Genomic DNA, 23,571 nt, shown 5'->3' with positions numbered 1-23,571 from the left:
AAAGCTTTGGACGCACACATTGTGCGCCAAAGCATCCTTCCAATTATTGAATCCATTTATTGAGTGCGTGATAATCTGGATATTGTCTAAGCGAATCCTCACATTGCTCACAAATGCAGTGGACGGTTGTTTCACCATGTTGATTCTTTTCAACATAATCGTCTGCCTCACCTAACTCAAAAATATGCAACTTTCGAATTGTATCATCTGCATCAAATGGTAGTGTTCCTATTTCTACTTCACAATGCCTACACCGGTAGCGAATTGCCATCTCCAAATCATCCTCCTTTAAGCAACTTACTACTTAAAGTATAGACATTTAGGAAAAAGATTATGCACCGTTAAATTGGTTCATCACATCAAGAAATGGTTTTGAAAGAGACGCTTCTATTGCATGAACACTATTATCAATAGCATCAGCCATAATAATATTCTCTTCTTTAGAAAACTTAGATAGCACATAATCCGCTACCTTCATGCCTGCTGGTGGGCGACTCACACCAATACGAATTCGGTTAAATTCCTGTGTTCCTAAATGCTGAATTAGCGATTTAATACCATTATGCCCGCCCGCACTGCCTTTTTGACGCAAACGCAATTTGCCTGTTTCTAAATCTAAATCATCATAAATAACGATTAGATCCTTCACATCTATATCAAAATAGTCCATGAGAGGTCTAACACATTCCCCTGATAAATTCATATATGTTAAAGGCTTAACAAGTAGAACCTTTCCTTCAGGACGATGTACAGTAGCATACATGCCATTAAATTTCGAATTCGTTAATGGTGCATCCCACTTTTTCGCTAATGCATCTATGACATCAAAGCCAATATTATGTCTTGTATGCTCATAAGGTTTACCTGGATTTCCTAAACCAACGATAATTTTCATAAGTACCTCACTTCTTTCAATCTAATAGTCATTATTTTACCATACTGCGCTCTAAGAAAGCATTTCGTTCATACCACTTCTGAACAATTATCAATATGCTAAAAATCCATTCACCATTAATATCATTATCGCTTTTTCAATAAAAAAAAGACTATCAAGTCCGTCTTTTACGACTTCCTCGATAGCCTTCCCTACTAACGTCTATTTAACCTTATGCCTCAACACTTTCTTCGACTTCTTCATCTTCTGCCGATACGGTTGGCGCCATAATTGTTGCTAAGATATGGTCATCTTCGTTCACAATTTCAAAATCTACTTGATTGCGAATATCTGCTACCATGATAGATTCTCCAATTGCTAGTTTCGTAATATCAATTTCTAATGTTTCCGGAATATCAGCAGGTTTTACTTTAATTCTTACTTCTAAGTTTGGCTGCATTAAAATGCCACCTTCACTTACACCAACGGATTCTCCAATAAGTGTTACTGCAACATCTACTTCTAATTCTTCAGTCATATTAATTGCTAAAAAATCAACATGATTCACTTCATCTTTCAGTGTACATTTTTGTACTTCTGATACAACGACATTTACCCGTTCACCATCTAACTCCACCGGAATAACACCATTACGCCCATTTTTTTGAACGAATTGCCTAAATTCTTTCGCTGAAATAGAAATTGGGGTTGAATCTAGTTTGTAGCCATAAATAACAGCAGGAATGGCTCCCCCTTTTCTAAGTTGGGTTAATGTCGAACGATGCCCAGTTTCGCGCTTATTTACACTTAACACGGTACTCATATCTATACCTTCCCCTTCCAAGAAAAATTAATGATTTATTTCACCGTAGTCGCAACCTATTTACAGAATTTTAATATAAATATTTATTCGTTCTGTTAAGAGTTTTTAACAACGCTGAAATTTTTTATAATATTTACATTCATTTTACATATGAATGCAGATATTAAGCAGTAACAATTACTATTATACCCCTTAATGAAAATCTTCACACATAACCGCTACGCAAAAAGGACAAATCTACTCATAAATGTAGATTTGTCCTTTTTTTGTCACATATTATGCTAATTCTTTTACGTAAAACTAAAATAAATCCCATAATTTGTATTTCTAGCTTTGCAGATAACCATTTTAAAAGCTTTAAAATAAATATAATATATATATTTTTGCTAAGCTAAGGCGGTCACTTTCCTTCGATGGAGTGCGCCACCTTAGCTTTATAAAAATGCATCTGTCCAGAAAAACATTATGAACTGAACTTAATTAATCGAATAAAGTACTTACTGATTTGTTTTCGTAAACGCGAGAAATTGCATCTGCCATTAATTTAGCTACTGAAAGCTCTGTAATTTTTGGTGATTTTTTCTCTTCAGAAAGTTGAATTGTATTTGTTACTACTAATTCTTTAATCGCAGAGTTTTCAATACGCTCGATAGCTGGACCAGACAGTACTGGATGTGAGCAACATGCATACACTTCTTTTGCACCCGCAGCACGTAATGCATCAGCGCCAATCGTAATTGTACCTGCAGTATCGATAATATCATCAATCAAGATTGCCACTTTACCATCAACATTACCAACGATGTTCATCACTTCTGCAACATTTGGTTTTGGACGGCGTTTGTCAATAATTGCAATTGGTGCTTTTAAACGTTCTGCCATTTTACGTGCACGCGTTACTCCACCATGGTCAGGTGAAACAATTACGATTTCCTCAGCAGGAATACCTTTTGATTTGAAATAATCAGATAGTAAAGGTACCGCCATTAAGTGATCGATTAAAATATCGAAGAAACCTTGGATTTGTGGTGCATGTAAATCTAAAACGATAACACGTGTTGCACCAGCCGTTTCAAGTAAGTTTGCCACTAATTTAGCTGTAATTGGCTCACGCGCTTTTGCTTTACGGTCTTGACGAGCATAACCATAGTAAGGCATTACAACGTTAACTGTACGTGCAGATGCGCGTTTTACAGCATCTACCATAATTAAAAGCTCCATTAAATGTTCGTTTACAGGTGCAGAAGTTGACTGCACGATAAACACGTCACAACCACGAATACTTTCTTCAATGCTAATTTGAATCTCTCCATCGCTAAAGTGCTTAACAGAAGATTTCCCTAATTCAACTCCCATTTCTTGCGCAATTTCTTGGGCAAGTGGATTATTAGAATTGAGTGAAAATATTTTTAATTGTGAGTTTGCATATTGATACGGCATGATGGCCTCCTGTTTAGTTGATAATTATTTTGAATTTAATTTGCTTACATAATTCGGTTTGTTTTCTTGTCTTGCACGAGCAATTGCTAGCGCATCTTCAGGAACTTCTTTTGTAATTGTAGATCCTGCTGCAATAAATGAACCTTTTCCAACTTTCACTGGCGCTACTAAGTTAGTATTACATCCTACAAATACATCATCTTCAATAATTGTTTGGAATTTGTTTTTCCCATCATAGTTCACTGTAATAGAACCACAGCCAACATTGACGTTATTTCCTATTTCAGCATCTCCAATATAGCTTAAATGGGATACTTTTGTGTCATGACCTAGTGTACTTTTCTTCACTTCTACAAAGTTACCGATTTTAACATGGCTACCGATATCAGATAGTGGACGAATATGTGCAAATGGTCCAATCGCTGTATCTTCCGCTACAGTGCTTTCTCTTACAACAGAGGAATGTACTGAAGTACGGTCACCAATACGACTATCAATAATTTGTGAATTTGGGCCAATAATACAATCTTCTCCTATTACCGTTGCTCCTTCAATCATAGAGCCAGGTTGTAGAACAGTATCACGTCCAATGACTGCTTCTGAACTAATGTAAGTAGCAGTTGGGTTAATGATTGTTACACCATTACGCATATGACGTTCATTAATACGTGCACGCATTAATGTCTCCGCCTGTGACAATGCCACACGGTCATTGACACCGAGTGTTTCTTCAAAATCATCGGTTACATATGCTTCAACGATATCGCCTTGCTTTTGTAAAATTTCAATTACATCAGGTAAATAATATTCGCCCTGTGCATTGTCATTTTTCACAAGCTTTAACGTCTCAAACAACGCCTTGTTATCGAAGCAGTATGTCCCCGTATTAATTTCTTTTACTCGTTGCTGCTCTACACTTGCATCTTTTTGTTCGACAATTTGTTCCACCTGTCCATTTTCGCCACGTAAAATACGACCATAGCCAGTTGGATTTTCAGCAACAGCTGTTAAAATTGTCGCTTTTGCATTATTTGCTAGATGATGCTCAAATAACGCTTTCATCGTTTCAGGACGAATAAGTGGCGTATCACCGCAAACAACTAATGTTGTTCCTTGCTCGCTACCTAAAATTGACTCTGCTTGTTGTACTGCATGTGCTGTACCTAGTTGTTCAGCTTGTAAAACATACTCACTTTTATCGCCAAGTTGTTGTTTTACTTTTTCTGCACCATGTCCTACAACCGTTACGATGCGCTCGACATCTAACGTTTGAATGTGATCCACTACATGTTGTACCATGGGCTTCCCACATACTGGATGGAGCACTTTATATAATTTGGACTTCATACGTGTACCTTGACCTGCAGCCAAAATGACAGCAAAAATATTGCTCATCAGTAAGTCCTCCAATACGCTCATTTTCTCTTATGACTATATAGCAAAATTCATCTATTTTCAAGGCATGTAGAATTGACTAAAAAGTGAATTCCTAAATCAAACACGGCTTATGCTCGATTGTTATCAGCTATGCACTAAAATCTGCCCGTTTTCTCTTTTTTGAAAAATAAAAAGAACCCTTCATTCATTGAGGAGTTCTTTCTATTTTCCATCGCCAAAAAGTCCTTATTTTGTAAATAACCTTTGAACGACCATTTATTTTCATAAAACCTATACGCCAATTCCTTCTAATTCGGCTGCTTGTTCTGACTCAGGCGTGTCGCTCGAGTTATGATAAGCGTTTAAAATAATCTCTTGAATTTTGTTACGTGTCGTTGAATTAATCGGATGCGCAATATCTCTAAATTCTCCATCCGGTGTACGTTTACTTGGCATAGCAACGAATAAGCCTGTATTGCCATCAATTACACGGATATCATGTACCACAAACTCATTGTCGAGTGTAATGGAAGCAATCGCACGCATGCGACCATCCGTTTGAACATGACGTAATCTCACATCAGTAACTTCCATTTTCTCACCACCTCTCATCTTAGATGCCTAAATGAAAATATTTATATTCCTATTACCGAATATTTTCCTTTTCATAGTCTAACAAATTTTCTAAAAAATTTGAATACTTCATTTTTAATTCACTATAATATTTTCTCTAGTTCATCGTAAATTTGACAATAGTTTGTCAAATTTTTGGAAAACTAACGAATCTTTTATGTTTTTCTGTAATCCAGCTACATTTTCTAAGTAAACAATTTTTTAGATTTCTAAGATAACTACTTAAAATGGCACTCGAAAGAAATTGTGAGTATTAGTAAAAAACCCTTTAAAAGAGTTATTGTTCTTTTAAAGGGCGCTTATTTTATTTTACAACAGCTATTACTTCTATTTCGACTTTCACATCTTTTGGTAAACGAGCTACTTCCACTGCCGAACGAGCTGGCTTATGTTCGCCAAAGTGACTAGCATAGACTTCGTTCATTGCCACAAAGTCATTCATATCCTTCATAAAGACAGTAGTTTTTACTACATTGTCTAATGATGAACCAGCAGCCTCTAACACTGCCTTTAGATTAGCAAAGACTTGGTGTGTTTGAGCGGCGATATCACCCTCTACTAATTCCCCTGTTGCAGTAAGTGGAATTTGACCTGAACTATAAAACATCCCATTTACAATTATGCCTTGTGCATATGGTCCAATTGCTGCTGGTGCATTTGTTGTAGATACTACATTCATTTGTCATTTCTCCCTTTTTGTAAAATAATTTCCTTCACTTAATGCAATCGTACGATCTTTTTCATTTACCTCATGAAGCTTTACAAGTGAATAGTAATCATCTACTAAAGTTTCATCGGCATGCTCTGCTTCAACAAGAACCGCGATACCTGCTAGTTGACAGTCAAACTCTTCTAGTAGATTTTTCATACCGTTCATCGTACCTCCGACCTTCATAAAATCATCGGTAATTAGTACGCGCTGTCCACTCTTCATGCTTCTTTTTGATAATACCATTGTCTGAATTCTACGAGAAGAACCAGATACGTAGTTTATGCTGACTGTAGAACCTTCTGTTACTTTGCTGTCTCTACGAACAACTACTACCGGTACATTTAAGTGTCTTGCTATGGCATGGGCAATAGATATTCCCTTTGTTGCCACTGTCATAATGACATCAATTTGTTGGTCAGCAAAGGCAGATGCAAAGACCTTACCAACTCGATTAATTAAATCTGGATTGCCCAGTAAATCCGTCATAAATAAATAGCCACCAGGTAACAAACGATCAGAATGTTCAAGTTCTGCTTTTAAATCCTGAATAACTAAACGAACTTCCTCTTCGGACATTTTAGGAATATACTTCACACCACCTGCAGCCCCTGGCACTGTTGTCAATAACCCGATTCCTTTTTCTTCGAAAGTTTCTTTTACAATCGTTAAATCTTCGCTAATTGAAGACTTTGCTGATTGATATAATTCTGAAAAATAAGTTAGCGGGATCAGCTGATGTGGATGTTCTAGTAAATAGTACGTCATATCAACTAGTCGTTCACTACGCTTCCATTTCATGCGACCCTCTCCTAAACACGAATATTTATAGGTAAAATTAACACAAATATGCGTTTTTAAGCAAGCGTATTTCGCTCCCCTAAAATGCGCACAGCATATACTTCTTCACAAAAGCCTCGTAAGCCATTGTAAATTCGACTTACACGAGCCTCACTATCCACAAGGCCAAAGACCGTGGGACCGCTTCCGCTCATTAATGTCGCATCTGCTCCAAAACGTCTCATCTGCTCTTTTAACATAATAACTTCTGGATGCAACTTAAATGTTACAGTTTCCAAAACATTTCCTAAAGATGCACATAATAGTTCATAATTATCCGTCTCAATCGCTTGAATCATTTGCTTTGTATTTGGATGCTCAAGTCCTTCAACTTTCAATCCTCCATATACTTCCGCTGTTGATACACCTATTTTAGGCTTGGCTAATACAACCCAACAGCTTGGCGGAGCAGGTAATTCTTGAATTTTTTCTCCACGTCCAGTTGCTAGCGCTGTACCTCCGTATACACAAAAAGATACATCAGAGCCGATTTTAGCACCAAGCTCTGCTAACTCATCTATGGACAAGTTTAAATTCCAAAGTTCATTTAAGCCTTTTAGTGTCGCCGCTGCATCACTACTGCCTCCTGCAAGACCTGCAGCGATCGGTATTTCTTTTTCAATTGTAATGGATACACCTTGTCTAATGCCGTATGTATCTTTTATAAGACGCGCTGCTTGATAAGCAAAGTTGCGGTGATCATTTGGTACGAAATTATCCGTTGAAATAATTTCGATAACTCCATCCTCTCGAGATTCTAAGCTAATACGATCTGCCAAATCGACAGTCGTCATGACCATCTCCACTTCGTGATAATTATCTGGTCGTTTATAAAGAACATCTAATGTTAAATTAATTTTTGCAGGCGCCTTTACATAAAGCATCTTACTTCCTCCCTCATAACTACACGCAGAAACAGCCATTCATTTTTCGCGCAAGATAATTCATTTTATTTTACCATAATGAGAAAGCAAACTGAAAAAAGAACCGTTTTATAACGGTTCTCTCTCGTCAGTTGTTTTGTTGTGTTCAGCATAGGCAACCCTTGCTAAATGAAGTAAATAAATGTAAGCAACCTATTTTAGGCAAAGTAGACTACTTACGCTCTTGTTCACTGCTTGCTCTTTCCGCCATCTCAATGGCACGTTTCACCATATTACCAGCATCTCGAGCTTTAATGCCGCCCCAACCTTCTTTTTGCACAACATCATAAAATCCAAGTTCTTTGGCGATCTCTTCTTTTAAACGAGGTGACATGATACCTTTTCTAGGCATATAAACTCCTCCTTGTAACAACTGACGACATTAGTATGTCCGATAAAACGAAAAGCACTCATGTAGTTTTTGACATACATGAGTGCTCCAAAATATAGAAATAAGTACTAGAAACTATTTCGCGACAGCAGCCTTTGCTTCGTCTAAAAATGTAATCTCTACTGCCTCAGTTAAAATATCTGTGTAGCTATACGATACGCGTTTGCACGTATTGTCTTCTTGATCAAGCTCAACTACAAAAATTGCACGATATGTTTCGCGCAATATCCCTGCACACTCGATCGTTTTCTTGCGACCACCGTTTGCTTTTAACTGCAAACGTTTACCCAAATGACAATCCAACGACTTTTTAATGTCCGCTAAAGTTTTTGGCATTTTCGCTTACACCTCACTAATACCTAGTATAAGTGATACGCCCAAAAATGTCAACAAAATATAATATTTTATCAGCCCTTCATAAATGTTGTCAACTTATTTTTTTTGAAAAAATACGTTTTTTTTTCATATCACATGAAAATGTAACAAAATTTTTTACTTTGCAAAGGTTGGATAAAGAGCATCTGCAAGCTTCCCAAACTCTTGAATGGAAAGTGTTTCACCACGACGAGTTGGCTCAATATTTACAGATTCTAAAGCCTCGATGATTTTATCTTTATTGGCCTTACCATTTGGTAAACCCGATTGTAAATTATTTAAGATGGTTTTACGACGCTGTACAAATGACGCTCTTGTGACAACAAAAAGAAAATCCTCATCAATCACATTAACCGGTGGCGCATCATGCTTAATAAGACGAATAACTGCTGAATCTACATTTGGTTGTGGCATAAAAACAGTTTTCGGTACAGTCATCGCAATTTCTGCTTTCACGTAATACTGAATGGCAATCGATAATGAACCATATTCTTTTGTTCCTGGTTTCGCTGTAATACGATCCGCTACTTCTTTCTGCATCATCACCACAAAACCACGGATTGGTAGACGATCATTTAACAACTTCATTAAAATAGGCGTCGTAACATAATAGGGTAAATTAGCAACAACCATAATATCCTCAATACCTGGCATTTCTTCCTCAATTACTTTAGCAACGTCTGCTTTTAAAATATCGGAATGCACGATAGACACATTATTATATGGACTTAATGTATCGGCTAGTACTGGTAATAAACGCTGATCGATTTCAAACGATACGACCTTTTTTGCGCTGCGTGCCAAATGCTCCGTTAATGCGCCAATACCTGGACCTACTTCAATTGCACCACTGTTTTCTGTCAAATTCGCATGACTAACAATGTTTCTTAAAATGTTCGGGTCAATTAAAAAATTTTGACCTAAGCTCTTTTTAAATGAAAATCCATATTTTTTTAAAATTTCCTGTGTTCGAATGGGTGTTGCAATATCCTTATGCATTATTTTCCTCCTGATCTACCTGTGCGACAGCAGCACCAAATTGCTGTTCTGTTATTTGAAACATTTTCAATCTTTTATGAAGTTGTTTACCATTTGTTGCACCAATATTCAATATTTCGCCTAGACGATCACGGCGTCTTTTCGCCAATGGATGACCGATTAAACGAGCGGTCATTAAATCTTCTAGCGTAATATCATCGGTAATGGGCTCATTGTTATTTGGCGTATAGACAAGACTTAACGCTTCGCGAATATCCTCATCTGCCGCATGCTCAATGCCTAAACCTTTACCGTTTTTTGCAATTGTTTTTGATTTTGGTAAAAAGGCATGTTTTACCCCTGAGACATGTTGCTCAATAATAGCTCGAATTCGCCGTCCTGGATAATCAGGATCTGTAAACACAATGACTCCTCGTTTATCCTGTGCGTGCTGAATTCGTTTAAGCGTCTCCTCTGAAATTGCAGATCCATTTGTTTCAATAGTATCTGCTTGAACAGCTCGCTTAATGGCTGTTGTATCATCTTTTCCTTCAACGACAATGACTTCTTGAATTTGCAAAAAGGCTCCTCTTTTCTACCTTATCTTCAGACCATTTTACAACTGCCCTGTGTGATTGTACAGAAATACAAAGTTAGTCGGTTCTATACGTGAAAAAAGCTTTCCCGCCAGTCAATACAGGAAAGCCAATGCTTAGTGAAAAACATTTTGTTATATTTTACAATTTTTTTAATTTAATACTTTAATACGCACTTTCTTACGTCCCCAGTTGCGGGCTTGAGCATCTGTTTGTACAAGTATATCGATCTTATTACCCTTAATTGAACCACCAGTATCCCCAGCAATAGCTGTTCCATAGCCTTCAACCCATACCTTTGAGCCAAGTTTAATAACGGATGGATCTACTGCGATTACCTTTAAGCCAGAACCTGAACGCAAGTTAATGCCAGTAGCTGATGTACCTGAACAGCCTTTACAATACGGTGTATAAGCTGTTGCCGTTACATAAAATTCTTTCCCACTAGCAGGCTCCGCTGAACCACGAGACACAGTTGTTGCACTAGCTACTAATTTTTTTGCACCAACAGCAACTACTTGTTTCTTTGGCTCTTTTATGACGTTTTCAGATTGTAAATTTTTTGCCACAATTTTGCCGTTTTCTTTCACGACTTCATACGTTCGAGAAACTGTACCCTTCTCGCCCGTCGTGACAACTTTTTGTTTTCCTTTTAGCAAAGAAGCATCTTGCTTCTTTTCAATTGCGAAATCAATAGAGTCTTCCACTACATCGATAACCTTTTCTACGCGAACTACTGCGATTTTACTCTCTGGAGTGATAACGTCCTCCAGGTTATTCTCGACACGATCGAATTCATTAAGTTGAATTCCTTGTTGTTTTAAAAAGTTAGCGACCGTAGTCGAAGTGGACCAAACTTGTCTGTTTTCTAAACCATCGACAAGCGTTACCTGAAACGCTTTTTGAATATCGATTTTGTTATCTGCTCCTACTTCTGTATCCAAACCTTGCGCTAATGAATCATGTTCTGATACTTCGATATTTGCTTCCTTCAAAATGTCTTTCACTAGTTTTTCAGTTGTCCAAACTTTTGACTGATTTCCATCAACTGAAATTGTTACTTCTTTTGCCTGTTCCCAAGTAATTGCTAAACCATTAACAATTTTGGCATTCAGAGAGGGTGATATTTTGTCATGCGCTGCTACGTCTATATTTTGATTTTGTAATAGTTCTTCTACAGTTTTAGCATGTGTTGATACTTCAATTGCTTCTCCGTTAGCGTTAAGCGTTACGGATTTTTTAGTACCTTGATAAAGTACGAATGAAATTACTGACACAAACAGGACAAGTGAAACAATTCTTATCACTGTTTGCTTACTCCTCAATGATCCTAAGAACAAGTTTTTCATGGAATTATTTGACATGAAAAAACGCCTCCTTAATACAAAGTTGGATTATACGGACTAGATTTAGCACTGTCAACCCGAATGTATTTCAAAAAAATTTGACCATGCTATTTTAGCCAACCGCAAACACAGTATTGGAGGCACTTTAGCTAGTTAAACGTCAATCCTAAAAATTTTTTTTGCATTGGCAGTCGTTACATTGGCAACTTCCTCAATTGGTATTTCTTTTAAACGTGCAATTTCTTCTGCAACTAATGGCACCAATGCTGGTTCATTACGTTTACCACGATAAGGATGTGGAGCTAGATATGGCGCGTCTGTTTCGATCATCAAGTGCTCTAAAGGTATCTCTGTTGCTACTTCTTTCGGCATGCGAGCATTTTTAAAAGTCACCGGTCCGCCAAGACTAATCATAAAATTCATTGCGATGCATTGACGTGCTGTTTCTACACTTCCGCTATAGCAATGCATAACGCCTCCAACAGAAGCAGCATTCTCTTCACGTAAAATATCCACAACATCTGCTGTCGCATCTCGATTATGAATGATAATTGGTAAATTTACTTTTTGCGCTAAATGAATTTGCTTGCGAAAAAGAGCTTGCTGAACATCCTTTGGTGATTTATCCCAGTAATAATCTAAACCTGTTTCACCAATTCCAACGACTTTAGGATGTGCTGCCAATTCCTCAATCCATTGTAAATCTTCTTCAGTGCAATCAATAGCATCTACTGGATGCCAACCAATCACACCATAAATAAAATCGTATTGTTCTACTAATTCCATTGTTTTTTCAATCGTTTTACGATCAAAACCTACAACTACCATGGTTTCAACCTTTGCTTCAAGAGCTCGATCTATGACTTCTTGTAAGTCTTCTTGATACTGCTCTGCATTCAAATGTACATGTGTATCGATAAACATTGTCATTCCCCTAACCTTGATTTTATTAAAGATTATTATTTCATATTTTTCATCTGCATTACAATTTTGTTACAAACAAATTAGTATTGTGACAATACACTTATAAATATTCGGCAAAACTATTACCATGTACCTAAAATTCGTCAATTTACGCGTTGCATAAGTTATAGTAAAATAACTTTTAGCCGAATAATAGTCCAAATTTAGAATGGCCTGCTGAATATTTTCTACTCAACAGGCCATACTGCATTTTTTATTTTACTTTTGCACCATTTTCAAGTTTTGGATCAACAGAGGCTAGCTTTAAAATTCCATCTTTTTCACCCGCTAAAATCATCCCTTGTGATAATTCACCACGTAATTTTACAGGTTTCAAATTTGCAACAACAATCACTTTTTGTCCGACTAGCTCTTCCGCAGTATAATACTTAGCAATTCCCGAAACTACTTGGCGTTGCTCATATCCAAGGTCAACTTGAAGCTTTAATAATTTATCCGCTTTCGGAATCGGTTCACATGCTGTAACCGTTGCCACACGTAAGTCTACTTTCATAAAATCATCAATAGATATTTCTGGAATTTCTGGAATTTCCACAACTTTTGATTCTGTGCTTGGTTCTTCTTCTTGAGAAGTTTTTACAGAGCCGCGCATTTCTTCACGAATGTAAGTAATTTCAATTTCACTATCTAAACGTGGGAAAATTGGTGTACCTTTTTCTACCACTTTAATGTTTGCTGGAATAGTATTACCGAATGTTTCAATTGTTTCCCATGATAAAAATTTGTCGTCTAATCCTAATTGTTGCAATATGCGTGTCGGTGTAGATGTCATAAATGGTTGTAACATAACGGCAATATGATGTAAACTCTCTGCCAAATTTCGCATAACAGCCCCTAATTTTGGCTTATCTGCTTCTTCTTTTGCAAGTACCCAAGGCTGTGTTTCATCAATGTATTTATTTGTACGAGATACTAGTGTCCAGAGGTCAGCTAATACAACACTAAATTGCATTTTTTCCATACTTTCTTCATATTTAATACGTACAGTTTCTGCATGCACTTTTAATGCCTCATCAAATTCTGTCGATTGAAGATTTTCTGTAGGAATATTGCCATCAAAATACTTATTAATCATAGAAATTGTACGGTTTAATAAATTACCTAAATCATTAGCTAAATCAAAATTTGTTCGCTCCACAAATGATTCTGGTGAAAATACGCCATCTGAGCCAAATGGTAACTCTCTTAATAGGAAGTAACGTGTTGCATCTAATCCATAACGTTCGATTAACATTTCAGGATAGATAACATTTCCTTTTGATTTCGACATTTTTCCGTCTTTCATCATAATAAATCCATGCGCGAACACTTTTTTAGGTAATGGTAAATCAAGAGCCATTAAGAATATCGGCCAATAGATTGTATGGAAACGTACGATATCTTTTCCTACAACATGTACATCGGCTGGCCAATATTTATTAAATAACGTTTCATCTTCTGATAAGTAACCTAAAGAGGTAATATAATTTGTTAACGCATCTACCCAAACGTAAATTACGTGTTTTGGATCTCCCGGTACTTTAATGCCCCAATCAAATGAAGTTCGTGAAACTGATAAATCTTCAAGCCCTGGTTTAATAAAGTTATTAATCATTTCGTTTTTACGAGATTCCGGTTCGATGAATTCTAAATTTTCTTCATAATAAGCGAGTAGGCGATCTGCGTATTTCTTCATATTAAAGAAGTAAGATTCTTCTTTAACTTTGTGTACAGCGCGACCACAGTCTGGACACTTTCCATCTTCTAATTGTGTTTCAGTAAAGAATGACTCACAAGGGGTACAGTACCACCCTTCATACTCACCTTTATAAATATCGCCGTTGTCTAAAAACTTTTGGAAAATCTTTTCGACAGTTTTCTTATGACGTTCTTCCGTTGTTTGAATGAAATCATCATACGAAATATCCATTAATGCCCAAAGTTTTTTCGCTGCCTCGGCAATCTCATTTACATATTCTTGAGGATGCTTGCCAGCTTCTGCAGCTTTTTCTTGAATCTTTTGTCCGTGCTCGTCCATCCCAGTTAAGAAACGTACATCATAGCCACGTAAACGTTTGTAACGTGCAATCGTATCAGACGCTACTGTCGTATACGCAGTACCAATATGAAATTTTCCACTTGGATAGTAAATCGGGGTTGTTATATAGAATGTTTTGTTTTGTTCGCTCACGAGAACTGCCTCCAATGTTTCACAGTATAATATCTATTCTATCGAAGTACGAAATTCGTTTCAATGAAAGTTTATCGAATGCGAAAAATGTCGAATATTATATTAATCCATTTAATGTCTTTTATAAGAAGCTTTTTTACTATAAAATAAAATCTATAATAAAAACCTTTTAAAAACGTAGAAATAACAGTTTTCTCCTCAAAAATTTTTACAAACAAGAAATAATTACTGTATTAATTAATTGACGTTTATGGCATTACTTGGTATGATAACTATCAGACAAGGAAATTATGTCGAAATTTGACGAAACACAAATATAACTTTTACTTATAGGAGGAAAAATAATTATGAAATCAACAGGTATTGTTCGTAAAGTCGATGAATTAGGTCGTGTGGTAATTCCAATCGAACTTCGTCGTACATTAGGTATCGCTGAAAAGGACGCTTTAGAAATCTACGTAGATGATGACAAAATCATCCTAAAAAAATATATGCCAAACATGACTTGTGCTGTTACTGGTGAAGTTTCTGATGATAACTTCCGTCTAGTTGGAGGCAAATTAATTTTAAGCCCTGAAGGCGCAGAAATGCTGATGAAAGAAATCCAATCTAGCTTAAAAAAATAAACCCTTTCCTGCACCTAAATCGACAACAGCGGTTTAGGTGTTTTTATTATTTAATAAAAATTTCTTTTTATAATGGTAAAGTATTATATATACTTCCCATATAATGTCCATGTCAGACCTCTTTTAATAAGATTACTCGCTTTTACAATTATTATCAATTTAAACATTTGCATTTTAATAAGGATAATCATTCTCAATCGTTATAATTTGGTAAATATTGTTTATTTCGAATAAAAAAGATTGCCTCCGTGGAGACAACCTTTTCATACTCACTCACTATGGTATTCGTTATAAATATCACGCTTCGCTACTTGGCGCAGTTTCGCTACCTCTTTTATTGCTTCCTTAGAAGTAACGCCTGATTCGGCAATAATATAATCGACATGTTCCACAACATTCATGTCAATCCAATATACATCTTCTTGCATATCTTCTTCTACATTTTGATTTCCTTCTAAAACAATACAAAATTCTCCACGGATTTCTTCGGTTTGAGACCATTCCACCGCTTCTGATATAGTACCACGAAGAAACTCCTCGAATTTTTTTGTCAGTTCACGCGCCAGCACAATGCGGCGATTACCAAGAATTAATTCCATATCCTTTAGTGTTTCTTTTAAACGATGGGGAGCCTCGTAAAATAAGATGGTTTCTTGTCTTTTTTTTAATTGCTCTAATTGTTGTCGTCTCTCTTTTTTTCCACGATTTAAAAACCCGTAAAAGAAAAAGGGTTGTGGTGTTAAACCAGAAGCAATTAAAGCAGAAATTGCGGCATTTGCACCTGGAATTGGTACTACAGCTATTCCTTCGGCAATTGCCTTACTCACAATATCTGCCCCTGGGTCCGAAATACAAGGTAAACCAGCATCACTTACTAATGCCACCGTCTTTCCTTGACGTAAAAAACTTAGTAGCTTCTCTCCCCCGGCATCAATATTATGTTCGTGATAACTTACAAGTGGAGTTTCAATATCAAAATAGTTGCAAAGCTTCTTTGTATTCCGTGTATCTTCAGCAGCGATCACATCCGCTTCCTTTAAAATACGTAGTGCACGTACACTCATATCCTCTAAATTGCCAATGGGTGTTGCTACAAGGTATAAATGTCCTTGATGATCGTGCATCGTACTTTTTTGTGATTTCACGATTAATCCCTCCCTATATAGTTCGTTTTTTGCGCCCGTGTTAACTGCTTAAAAGCATATTCTGCCCGCATCGCTTCTTGTTTTGTGTCGAAAGTTTCGACATAAATACATTCAACTGGTCCTCTAGCCCGTGTATATTTGGCACCTTTTCCTGCATTATGTGCGGCAACACGTTTTTCTACATTATTTGTATAACCTGCGTAATAAGTCTTGTCCGCACATTCTAACACATAAAAGAAATGACTATTCGTTTTGTCCATAAAGCATTGCTCTCACTTCGGCTGTATATTCATTATTTGAATCATAGACATACAGTGGGGGTAATATTTTCAAATCTGGTTTACCATCCTTTATTGCTTCTATTAATAAAGTATTGGCTTCCTTCCCTACTTTCGGATAAATCAGTTGCATGCGTTTTGGTTCTAATCGATTTGCTCGCATAGCTGTGACAATATCCAATAAGCGACCAGGGCGATGTACAAATGCTGCTTTTCCACCTTGTTTTAATAATCTACTTGCCGATTGCACTGCTTCATCGAGTGTTAAATGTAATTCATGTCGTGCTATCGCGTAATGTTCGGATAAATTTTTATCACTTGCTTCATGCGCTAAAAAATATGGCGGATTACAAGTCACTACATCATATTTTTCTATTCCTAATTGAGATGGAATTTCCTTTACATCCCCAAGTACCATATTGATTTGTTGCGCTAGGTTATTATACCGAATACTTCGCTCTGCCATATCAAATAAACGAGGCTGTAATTCTACACCCGTAATATGCCCTTTCGTTCTAGCACTTAAAAATAACGGAATAACACCATTGCCTGAGCATAAATCCACTATTTCCCCTTTATGATAAGGTACATTGACAAATTTCGAAAGTAACACTGCATCCAATGAGAAAGAAAAGACAGATGGGCTTTGAATAATACGTAAATTCTCTGCCAACAAATAATCTAACCTTTCATCATCCTTCAACCAATTTTCCATGAGCCTTCCTCCTACTATACAAAACAAAAGACTGATACCACCGAAGCGGGAATCAGTCTTCTATTACACATTTTGCTTATTTAAAAATGATAGACAAAACAGACAATCTTCACCTTTACGTGAACTTCCAAAATGAACATGACAAACGTGGAAGCCCTCTTGGTATAGACGTGCTAAGTTATCATATCCCTCGCCAATATCTAATGGATTCTCTTTCTTCTCATCTGTAGCCTGTACGGTGTTCTCTTTAGAAAGTAGTTCTTCTAGACGTGTACGAAGGTGATGATTTTCTGTTTCGAGTGCCTTATGTTCTTCCATCATTAACGCTACAAATTGCTTCAATGCACCAAATTGCGCCTGCATTGCTTCGAGCTGTTGTTCGAACTCCATAACGGTATCTAAGAAATTACGGTCCTTCACCCAAGCCACCTCGTTAAATTCTCTATCTTATATAAGATTTTTTTCGCATGCTAGCAGTTCTTCGAGCGTATACTCAACCGTGCGCTCTTGCTCCTGTAAATATACTTGAATAAGTCTCTCTAGCACATTTAAACCAACAACTCTCCCACGGCCATCTGGTGTCATTGTCATTTCACCAATATCCGGCATACCCTCTTTTGCTTCTTCGTATTCATCGTTTTCATACTTCAAGCAGCACATTAAACGACCACATAACCCAGATATTTTAGATGGGTTTAAAGATAAATTCTGATCTTTTGCCATTTTAATAGACACCGGATCAAAATCACCTAAAAATGTTGAACAGCATAGCATTCGGCCACAAGGACCAATACCACCTAATAATTTTGCTTCATCTCGAACACCAATTTGGCGGAGCTCGATACGCGTTCTAAAAACAGATGCTAAATCTTTTACTAAATCCCTGAAGTCAACACGACCTTCTGCCGTAAAGTAAAAGATTATTTTATTGCGATCAAATGTATATTCAACATCAACAAGTTTCATCTCTAGTTTATGTTCTATAATTTTTGCATTTGCTAGCTCAAATGCACGTTTTGACTCTATCGCATTTTCTTCAACTTGAATACGATCACGTTCATCTGCTGGTCGTAGTACTTGTTTAAGTGGCAATACGACATCATTTTCCCCTACTACTTTTTGAGGGACAACTACCTTCCCGTATTCTACACCACGAGCTGTCTCTACAATGACATATTGACTGTCCTCTAGTAGAAATGATGCTGGATCGAAATAATATATTTTACCCGCCTTTTTAAAGCGGATTCCTACTACATTATACAAATGTATATCCCTCCTGCAGATTTAGCATTAGCTGCTCCATCAATAACGTCCTATTCATGTTACGCTGTAAAGATGCACGCGCCTGTAAAATGGACTCCATTTGACTAGATAGGCGTTCAAAAGTCGAATGTAACGCAGCTTCTTTAAAAGTCTGTAACATGTCTGGATAAGTACAAGCTGCTTCGGGATTAGCTTTTATTGACACTATATCACGGTAAGCAAATAGTAGTAAATCCAATGCTTGCTCCATTTCGCTTTTTTCCTTAAATAGTGGCAACCATTCCTCATGTACAACTATCATAGCTTCATGTACATTTTGGCGAATTGCCTCTACTAATTTTAACACTGTTTTTCGAGCCTGTGCAAACTGCTCATCTTTTGCTAAAAAAATAGCGGTTTCGAGCTCGTTCGTCATCATGCTAACCGTAGAAGCCATGGAGTGGGGAACGTCATTTTCTTGCAAATGCTTTAACAACAATTGACGCGGCATCTTTTGAAACTTAATATGCTGACAGCGCGAACGAATAGTAGGTAATATTGATTGCATCTGCTCTGTTAACAAAATAGCCGTAACTTCTCCATTGGGTTCTTCTAAAAATTTTAAAATCATATTAGCAGATGCTATATTTAAACGATCCGCATGATGCAGAACGTAAATTTTACGTCCTTGCTCAACACCCATCATTTTCATCTCAGAAATAAGATCACGTATTTGATCAATTTTAATAAATTGACCTTCCGGATAGATTTCGTGAATATTCGGATGATTTCCCGAATCAACACGTCTGCAATTTCGACATGTTTCACATGGAACATTTTCATGTGGATGTTCACATAGCATTAATTTTACAAAAAAATGCATAATATCCACTTTCCCTGTTCCTTTTTCGCCATCAAAAATGTATGCATGGGCTAATCTATTTTTGTCAAAAATCGTTTGAAGCTGCTTCATTACGACTGGCTGTAGTGTGAAAAGCTCTTCAACATTCTTCGCCATTTTTTATTATATTCCTTCCTATATCTATAAAGCCTTTTGGACTTGTACATGTAAATTTATTTTTGGTAGAAGCAACGCTTTACCAATTGTGATAGTAAGGAGTCCTACTGATCAAATTTGAAAAAAGCCCGCGCCTACAAGTGAACAAGACACGGGTTTTACATATATAAATTAATTAATAGACCTTTAATCTCGCCAATTTTGTCAAGAAGGTCAATCGCTTCCTTTTCTTCATCTAAAATATCTTGTGCAAGCTCCACAAGACGCGTATCAATTGTCTCAATGATTTTCAATCGTCTTCCTTCACCAAAACGATTCCATGTATGCGATTGTTTTAATTCCATACCATGCTCTACAGTTTCCTGTAAGAAACGCTTCACAAGCATTTTAAAACGAGCAAGCTCTCGCAAATTACGGGATCTTGCGACACGGTCACCAGCAGTTGAAATATCCCCCAACAATCGTGTTAGTTGTTCGGTTTGCAATTTGGAGCCTTGCTTGACGACCATATCACCAAATCGGTTATTTTGATTATTATTTTGTAGAGGCTCCTTACGATTAGTATTGATCCCGACACGTATATCTTGATTGATCTTCAAGCTTCATTCGCCCCCAATTGCTTTATTATCAATGTCATCTATAGTTATGAATTTTTACTGCCAGTTTGGCAATGCTCACTAAATATTAAATACTGTTAAAAGTGGTGAAATTGTTCGATTGGTAAAACAAAGACGGTAGCGCCCCCTACCTCTACCTCCACTGGATATGGGATATAGGAATCTGCATTACCACCTAATGGCGATACGGGTGCAACCAATTGTTCCCGTGCTCGACAATTATCACGGATAATATCTAAAACTTTGGGTATGAGAGAGTCTTCTGTTCCAATTAGAAACGTCGTATTACCAGAGCGTAAAAAACCCCCTGTACTCGCTAATTTTGTTGCGCGAAACTGATTTTTCGTTAAAGCATTCGATAAGCGGCTACTATCCTGATCTTGTACAACAGCTACGACTAACTTCATTCGCACTCACCCCTTTATATAATTGGCCTTGATAGAATTTATTCAAAACAGCAACATCTACTAACAATTTCAATCCACACTTAGAACGAAAAGGACGCTAACAACATTCATGTTAAAAAATCTTTGCGACAATTTGTCTTTGTTCATACGCGTATTAGATGAAAGTAGGCACATTGCATTCTTCTTAGCACTTATAAGGTAAAGTTTTCTTTTATCCGATGCAGTAAATGGGTCATCAGATGTTACCATTATATCACAATATGGTAGTTAACTTCATGTTTTTACTGCATTGCCTTATACACTATTGCCCATACATCTTCAACTACATGCTCCATATTTTGGTCGGCATTAATAACTCTGATACGTTCTGGATATCGTTTTACTAATTGTAAATATCCCTCACGCACCTTTTGATGAAAGGCCAAGCTTTCAACATCAAGGCGGTTTACTTCACGATCCCCATGTGCGTGTATTCGCGCTAAACCAACCTCTGGTGAAATATCAAATAGGATAGTTAAATCGGGTAATTTTTTCCCAATTGCAAATTCATTAATTGATAGTACTTCATCTACACCGATGCCACGTGCATATCCTTGGTAAGCTAACGATGAATCAATAAATCGATCACAAATAACCATTTTCCCAGCATCTAAAGCAGGACGTACTTTTTCAAAGTAATGCTGACTTCTCGCTGCTGCGTACAACAATGCTTCCGTCCGTTCATCCATTGCTGTGTGCGCGGGATTTAAAATGATTGTTCGAATTTTTTCGGCGATTTCAATGCCTCCAGGTTCTCTCGTTGCTAAAACATCTATATTTTCTTGTGCTAATCGTTCAGCTATTTTTTTAATTATGGTTGTTTTCCCGGCACCTTCTGGACCTTCAAATGTAATAAATAAATTGCAATTCATGCTGTTATTGCCTCCAACTATTTAATGACCTCGATCATTTTTTCCTCTAACCTGTGATTTCCTTGAAATGTTGCACCTGTTGCAAGTAATTCCTCTAACTGACTTAGTTTAGCCACCGTAATTTTTTCTCCTGGAACGAGTAATGGGATGCCAGGAGGGTAAGGAATAATCATACTTGCAGCCGTACGTCCCATTGTCCGCATGTAGGGTAGCCATTCCTTCTTCATATTTGCAATTTCATCAAATGAATATGCTGGTTCCGTAATAGCCGTGAAACTGTAGGCATTGTGCGAAACGGCTTGTATTTCTGTTTTTTCAGTGTTTAATAATGCTGTCACAGCCTCTTTTATACGTACGCGAATCTCTGCAAATGGAAAACTATACCCTTGTTTTAAAAGTGGCAATACAAGTAATACCTGATGAGCATCGGCAAGCTCTGCATATACCTGCTTCGCTTCTAATGCTTCCTGTAGTTGATAGCCATTATAACCTTTAACACGAAGCAATAACTTTAAAGGGTCATCTACCTCGATGACTTCAAGCGAACCAATTGAACGTAATGCATCGACCCATTGATTTTTTTTCTCTATTATATATGCACCATCGCTCTCCATATATGTCTGTATATAATAGCGTGCATCATCCAAAGAAGCTAACAATATATAAGATGGACTGCTGGATTGTAACATGCGTAAATAGTGATGGATACTATCAACATTCACTAATTGTGAGTTCACATGCATAAAAGAAGCCATGGTCATAGCGGGCAATGTTTTGTGCGCTGACTGCACAACAACATCCGCGCCGAAGGTTAAAGCAGATGGCTGGAATAAAGAACAAGCATTAAAATGAGCCCCGTGCGCTTCATCTACTAAAACGGGAATGTTTTTTTCATGACAATATGCTATTTGCTGCGATAGTTCTTTAGATATCATACCGTAATATGTTGGATACGTTAAAACCACTGCCTTAACGTCTGGATACTCATCAACTGCCTGTTTTAGATCGTGATAGGAAACATGTGTTGCAGTTAATGTTCGGTCGTCCCAAAGTGGAGAAACATAAACAGCCTTTGCTCCAACAAGCTCAATTGCATGAAAAATAGATTTATGAGCATTGCGTTGTACAATGATCGTATCGCCTCTTTTACATGTAGCATATATCATCGCTAAATTCCCAACTGTTGAGCCACCTACTAAAAAAAAGCTTTTCGTCGCACCATATGTTTCAGCTAGTAAATTTTCAGCCTCTAATATCATTCCCTCAGGATAGTGCAAGTCATCCATTCCTGTTAACTCTGTTACATCGTAGCGCATAACATCTTTAAAAGCCTGTGGTAAACGAGAAAATTCTCCATGTTTATGCCCTGGTACATGAAAGGATATATTTTGTTGTTGTCGAAAACGCTCTAAACCTTCTACAATTGGCTTTTTCTTTTGCAAAACAAGACACCCTTTTTCGTTTATTATATTCTTTAATTATACGGGATTATGGCACGATAAAAAAGCTATCCTATAAAATAGGATAGCTTAAGATTTAAGATGTAAGAATAACCATAAAACAGCATTTGGTTTTCATTCCAACTGCTACAACGATTCAAAAAGTGCCAATAATTTAGTTAGGTCAGCAAAATGCAGAAACTTCTCTCTTATTCCTAAAAAAGAATGGCCCCTCTCAATATAGCAAATTCTTTAAGTATCTCTTTTTCATCACTTTCACCATTTACAATACCTCTATCTATTTCTTACCGTATCTATTGATGTATGATGTCACCCATTCTCCAATAGTTTTCTCAGGTTAACGATACACATGCTGTTTAGAGTATCTCAACTATAAGTTAGAATAAGTGTCACATACTTTTTGAGCTAAGCAACTAATCATGATATTACAATGTGTGATTGTTTCTTTAGCGCTTTGGATACGTTAGGATTTCAAATAAAAAAAGACTGAAGATTTCTCTTCGGTCTTTTTAAGTTGCCTAGCGACGTCCTACTCTCACAGGGGGAAGCCCCCAACTACCATCGGCGCTAAAGAGCTTAACTTCCGTGTTCGGTATGGGAACGGGTGTGACCTCTTTGCCATCATCACTAGACAGTATTTAATTGAAAGATTGTTCTTTCAAAACTGGATAAACGGTGCATTGAATGTTTCAA

General features: G+C 37.0%; 27 protein-coding genes and 1 rRNA gene. 1 reads left to right on the top strand and 27 read right to left on the bottom strand.

The features are described 5' to 3' along the window. Window positions 1–43: 43 nt before the first annotated feature. The 16 genes from I5435_RS00375 to metG all read right to left on the bottom strand — a co-directional run bounded on the left by I5435_RS00375 (window position 44) and on the right by metG (window position 14,459). The gene (locus I5435_RS00375) at window positions 44–271 is read right to left on the bottom strand and encodes an anti-sigma-F factor Fin (RefSeq protein ID WP_024362594.1); all 228 of its coding nucleotides are present in this window, start codon (window positions 269–271) and stop codon (window positions 44–46) included. Window positions 272–331: 60 nt separating this feature from the next. Further along, entirely contained in the window at window positions 332–895 is a 564-nt protein-coding gene (gene pth / locus I5435_RS00370) for an aminoacyl-tRNA hydrolase (RefSeq protein WP_024362593.1), read from the bottom strand. A 211-nt stretch (window positions 896–1,106) separates the two neighbouring features. Continuing rightward, window positions 1,107–1,697 (bottom strand): 50S ribosomal protein L25/general stress protein Ctc, encoded by a 591-nt coding sequence (locus I5435_RS00365; protein ID WP_229388160.1) that lies wholly within the window; start codon window positions 1,695–1,697, stop codon window positions 1,107–1,109. A 480-nt stretch (window positions 1,698–2,177) separates the two neighbouring features. After that, the gene (locus tag I5435_RS00360) at window positions 2,178–3,137 is read right to left on the bottom strand and encodes a ribose-phosphate diphosphokinase (protein WP_024362592.1); all 960 of its coding nucleotides are present in this window, start codon (window positions 3,135–3,137) and stop codon (window positions 2,178–2,180) included. A 24-nt stretch (window positions 3,138–3,161) separates the two neighbouring features. Continuing rightward, a complete protein-coding gene (glmU, locus tag I5435_RS00355; protein ID WP_258843262.1) occupies window positions 3,162–4,532 on the bottom strand; it encodes a bifunctional UDP-N-acetylglucosamine diphosphorylase/glucosamine-1-phosphate N-acetyltransferase GlmU in 1,371 nt (456 codons plus the stop codon). A gap of 273 nt (window positions 4,533–4,805) precedes the next feature. Continuing rightward, window positions 4,806–5,108, bottom strand: coding sequence for a septation regulator SpoVG (gene spoVG, locus I5435_RS00350; protein WP_024362590.1), 303 nt, complete (start codon window positions 5,106–5,108; stop codon window positions 4,806–4,808). Window positions 5,109–5,451: 343 nt separating this feature from the next. Then, a complete protein-coding gene (locus tag I5435_RS00345) occupies window positions 5,452–5,826 on the bottom strand; it encodes a RidA family protein (RefSeq protein WP_024362589.1) in 375 nt (124 codons plus the stop codon). 3 nt (window positions 5,827–5,829) lie between these two features. Further along, window positions 5,830–6,657: a pur operon repressor gene (purR, locus tag I5435_RS00340; RefSeq protein WP_024362588.1), complete on the bottom strand. Its 828-nt coding sequence runs from the start codon at window positions 6,655–6,657 to the stop codon at window positions 5,830–5,832. A gap of 56 nt (window positions 6,658–6,713) precedes the next feature. Next, complete coding sequence (gene ispE / locus I5435_RS00335; protein WP_024362587.1) at window positions 6,714–7,580, bottom strand: 4-(cytidine 5'-diphospho)-2-C-methyl-D-erythritol kinase; 867 nt, start codon at window positions 7,578–7,580, stop codon at window positions 6,714–6,716. A gap of 211 nt (window positions 7,581–7,791) precedes the next feature. After that, entirely contained in the window at window positions 7,792–7,971 is a 180-nt protein-coding gene (locus I5435_RS00330) for a small, acid-soluble spore protein, alpha/beta type (protein WP_004229193.1), read from the bottom strand. A gap of 114 nt (window positions 7,972–8,085) precedes the next feature. Continuing rightward, on the bottom strand, window positions 8,086–8,346 hold the full coding sequence (gene veg, locus I5435_RS00325) for a biofilm formation stimulator Veg (RefSeq protein ID WP_024362586.1): 261 nt from the start codon (window positions 8,344–8,346) through the stop codon (window positions 8,086–8,088). 156 nt (window positions 8,347–8,502) lie between these two features. After that, window positions 8,503–9,384, bottom strand: a complete 882-nt coding sequence (gene rsmA / locus I5435_RS00320; RefSeq protein ID WP_025218327.1) for a 16S rRNA (adenine(1518)-N(6)/adenine(1519)-N(6))-dimethyltransferase RsmA — start codon at window positions 9,382–9,384, stop codon at window positions 8,503–8,505. Continuing rightward, the gene (gene rnmV / locus I5435_RS00315) at window positions 9,377–9,943 is read right to left on the bottom strand and encodes a ribonuclease M5 (protein ID WP_024362584.1); all 567 of its coding nucleotides are present in this window, start codon (window positions 9,941–9,943) and stop codon (window positions 9,377–9,379) included. The genes rsmA and rnmV overlap by 8 nt, the downstream gene beginning before the upstream one ends. A 168-nt stretch (window positions 9,944–10,111) precedes the next feature. Then, the gene (locus tag I5435_RS00310) at window positions 10,112–11,323 is read right to left on the bottom strand and encodes a resuscitation-promoting factor (protein WP_024362583.1); all 1,212 of its coding nucleotides are present in this window, start codon (window positions 11,321–11,323) and stop codon (window positions 10,112–10,114) included. Between the two features lie 135 nt (window positions 11,324–11,458). Then, entirely contained in the window at window positions 11,459–12,229 is a 771-nt protein-coding gene (locus I5435_RS00305) for a TatD family hydrolase (protein WP_337983059.1), read from the bottom strand. 253 nt (window positions 12,230–12,482) lie between these two features. Beyond that, window positions 12,483–14,459: a methionine--tRNA ligase gene (gene metG, locus I5435_RS00300; protein ID WP_024362581.1), complete on the bottom strand. Its 1,977-nt coding sequence runs from the start codon at window positions 14,457–14,459 to the stop codon at window positions 12,483–12,485. Window positions 14,460–14,806: 347 nt separating this feature from the next. On the opposite strand from metG, the gene I5435_RS00295 reads away from it, so the two are divergent. Further along, window positions 14,807–15,085, top strand: coding sequence for a transition state genes transcriptional regulator AbrB (locus I5435_RS00295; RefSeq protein WP_024362580.1), 279 nt, complete (start codon window positions 14,807–14,809; stop codon window positions 15,083–15,085). 269 nt (window positions 15,086–15,354) lie between these two features. Here I5435_RS00295 and rsmI read toward each other — a convergent pair whose 3' ends face one another. From rsmI to rrf, 11 genes are all read right to left on the bottom strand, one after another. Beyond that, window positions 15,355–16,230 (bottom strand): 16S rRNA (cytidine(1402)-2'-O)-methyltransferase, encoded by an 876-nt coding sequence (rsmI, locus tag I5435_RS00290; RefSeq protein WP_337983058.1) that lies wholly within the window; start codon window positions 16,228–16,230, stop codon window positions 15,355–15,357. 2 nt (window positions 16,231–16,232) lie between these two features. Further along, window positions 16,233–16,490 (bottom strand): GIY-YIG nuclease family protein, encoded by a 258-nt coding sequence (locus tag I5435_RS00285; protein ID WP_108031371.1) that lies wholly within the window; start codon window positions 16,488–16,490, stop codon window positions 16,233–16,235. After that, window positions 16,474–17,223, bottom strand: a complete 750-nt coding sequence (locus I5435_RS00280) for a tRNA1(Val) (adenine(37)-N6)-methyltransferase (RefSeq protein ID WP_024362577.1) — start codon at window positions 17,221–17,223, stop codon at window positions 16,474–16,476. The genes I5435_RS00285 and I5435_RS00280 overlap by 17 nt, the downstream gene beginning before the upstream one ends. A 63-nt stretch (window positions 17,224–17,286) precedes the next feature. Further along, entirely contained in the window at window positions 17,287–17,643 is a 357-nt protein-coding gene (gene yabA / locus I5435_RS00275; protein ID WP_024362576.1) for a DNA replication initiation control protein YabA, read from the bottom strand. 27 nt (window positions 17,644–17,670) lie between these two features. Then, entirely contained in the window at window positions 17,671–18,486 is an 816-nt protein-coding gene (locus I5435_RS00270) for a PSP1 domain-containing protein (RefSeq protein ID WP_024362575.1), read from the bottom strand. Further along, window positions 18,479–19,483: a DNA polymerase III subunit delta' gene (gene holB / locus I5435_RS00265; RefSeq protein ID WP_337983057.1), complete on the bottom strand. Its 1,005-nt coding sequence runs from the start codon at window positions 19,481–19,483 to the stop codon at window positions 18,479–18,481. The genes I5435_RS00270 and holB overlap by 8 nt, the downstream gene beginning before the upstream one ends. 158 nt (window positions 19,484–19,641) lie before the next feature. After that, complete coding sequence (locus tag I5435_RS00260; protein WP_024362573.1) at window positions 19,642–20,082, bottom strand: YaaR family protein; 441 nt, start codon at window positions 20,080–20,082, stop codon at window positions 19,642–19,644. Between the two features lie 95 nt (window positions 20,083–20,177). Next, the gene (locus I5435_RS00255) at window positions 20,178–20,507 is read right to left on the bottom strand and encodes a cyclic-di-AMP receptor (protein WP_024362572.1); all 330 of its coding nucleotides are present in this window, start codon (window positions 20,505–20,507) and stop codon (window positions 20,178–20,180) included. A gap of 281 nt (window positions 20,508–20,788) precedes the next feature. Continuing rightward, entirely contained in the window at window positions 20,789–21,418 is a 630-nt protein-coding gene (tmk, locus tag I5435_RS00250; RefSeq protein ID WP_337983056.1) for a dTMP kinase, read from the bottom strand. Window positions 21,419–21,435: 17 nt separating this feature from the next. Continuing rightward, the gene (locus I5435_RS00245) at window positions 21,436–22,860 is read right to left on the bottom strand and encodes an aminotransferase class I/II-fold pyridoxal phosphate-dependent enzyme (protein WP_337983055.1); all 1,425 of its coding nucleotides are present in this window, start codon (window positions 22,858–22,860) and stop codon (window positions 21,436–21,438) included. Window positions 22,861–23,394: 534 nt separating this feature from the next. After that, window positions 23,395–23,510: ribosomal RNA gene (gene rrf, locus I5435_RS00240) — 5S ribosomal RNA — on the bottom strand. Window positions 23,511–23,571: the final 61 nt, after the last annotated feature.

The sequence above is a fragment of the Lysinibacillus sp. C5.1 genome (assembly GCF_016350185.1).
Lineage (GTDB): Bacteria > Bacillota > Bacilli > Bacillales_A > Planococcaceae > Lysinibacillus > Lysinibacillus sphaericus.
The sequence above is the reverse complement of the archived record's forward strand: the minus strand, read 5'-3'. Positions and strand labels throughout refer to the sequence as shown.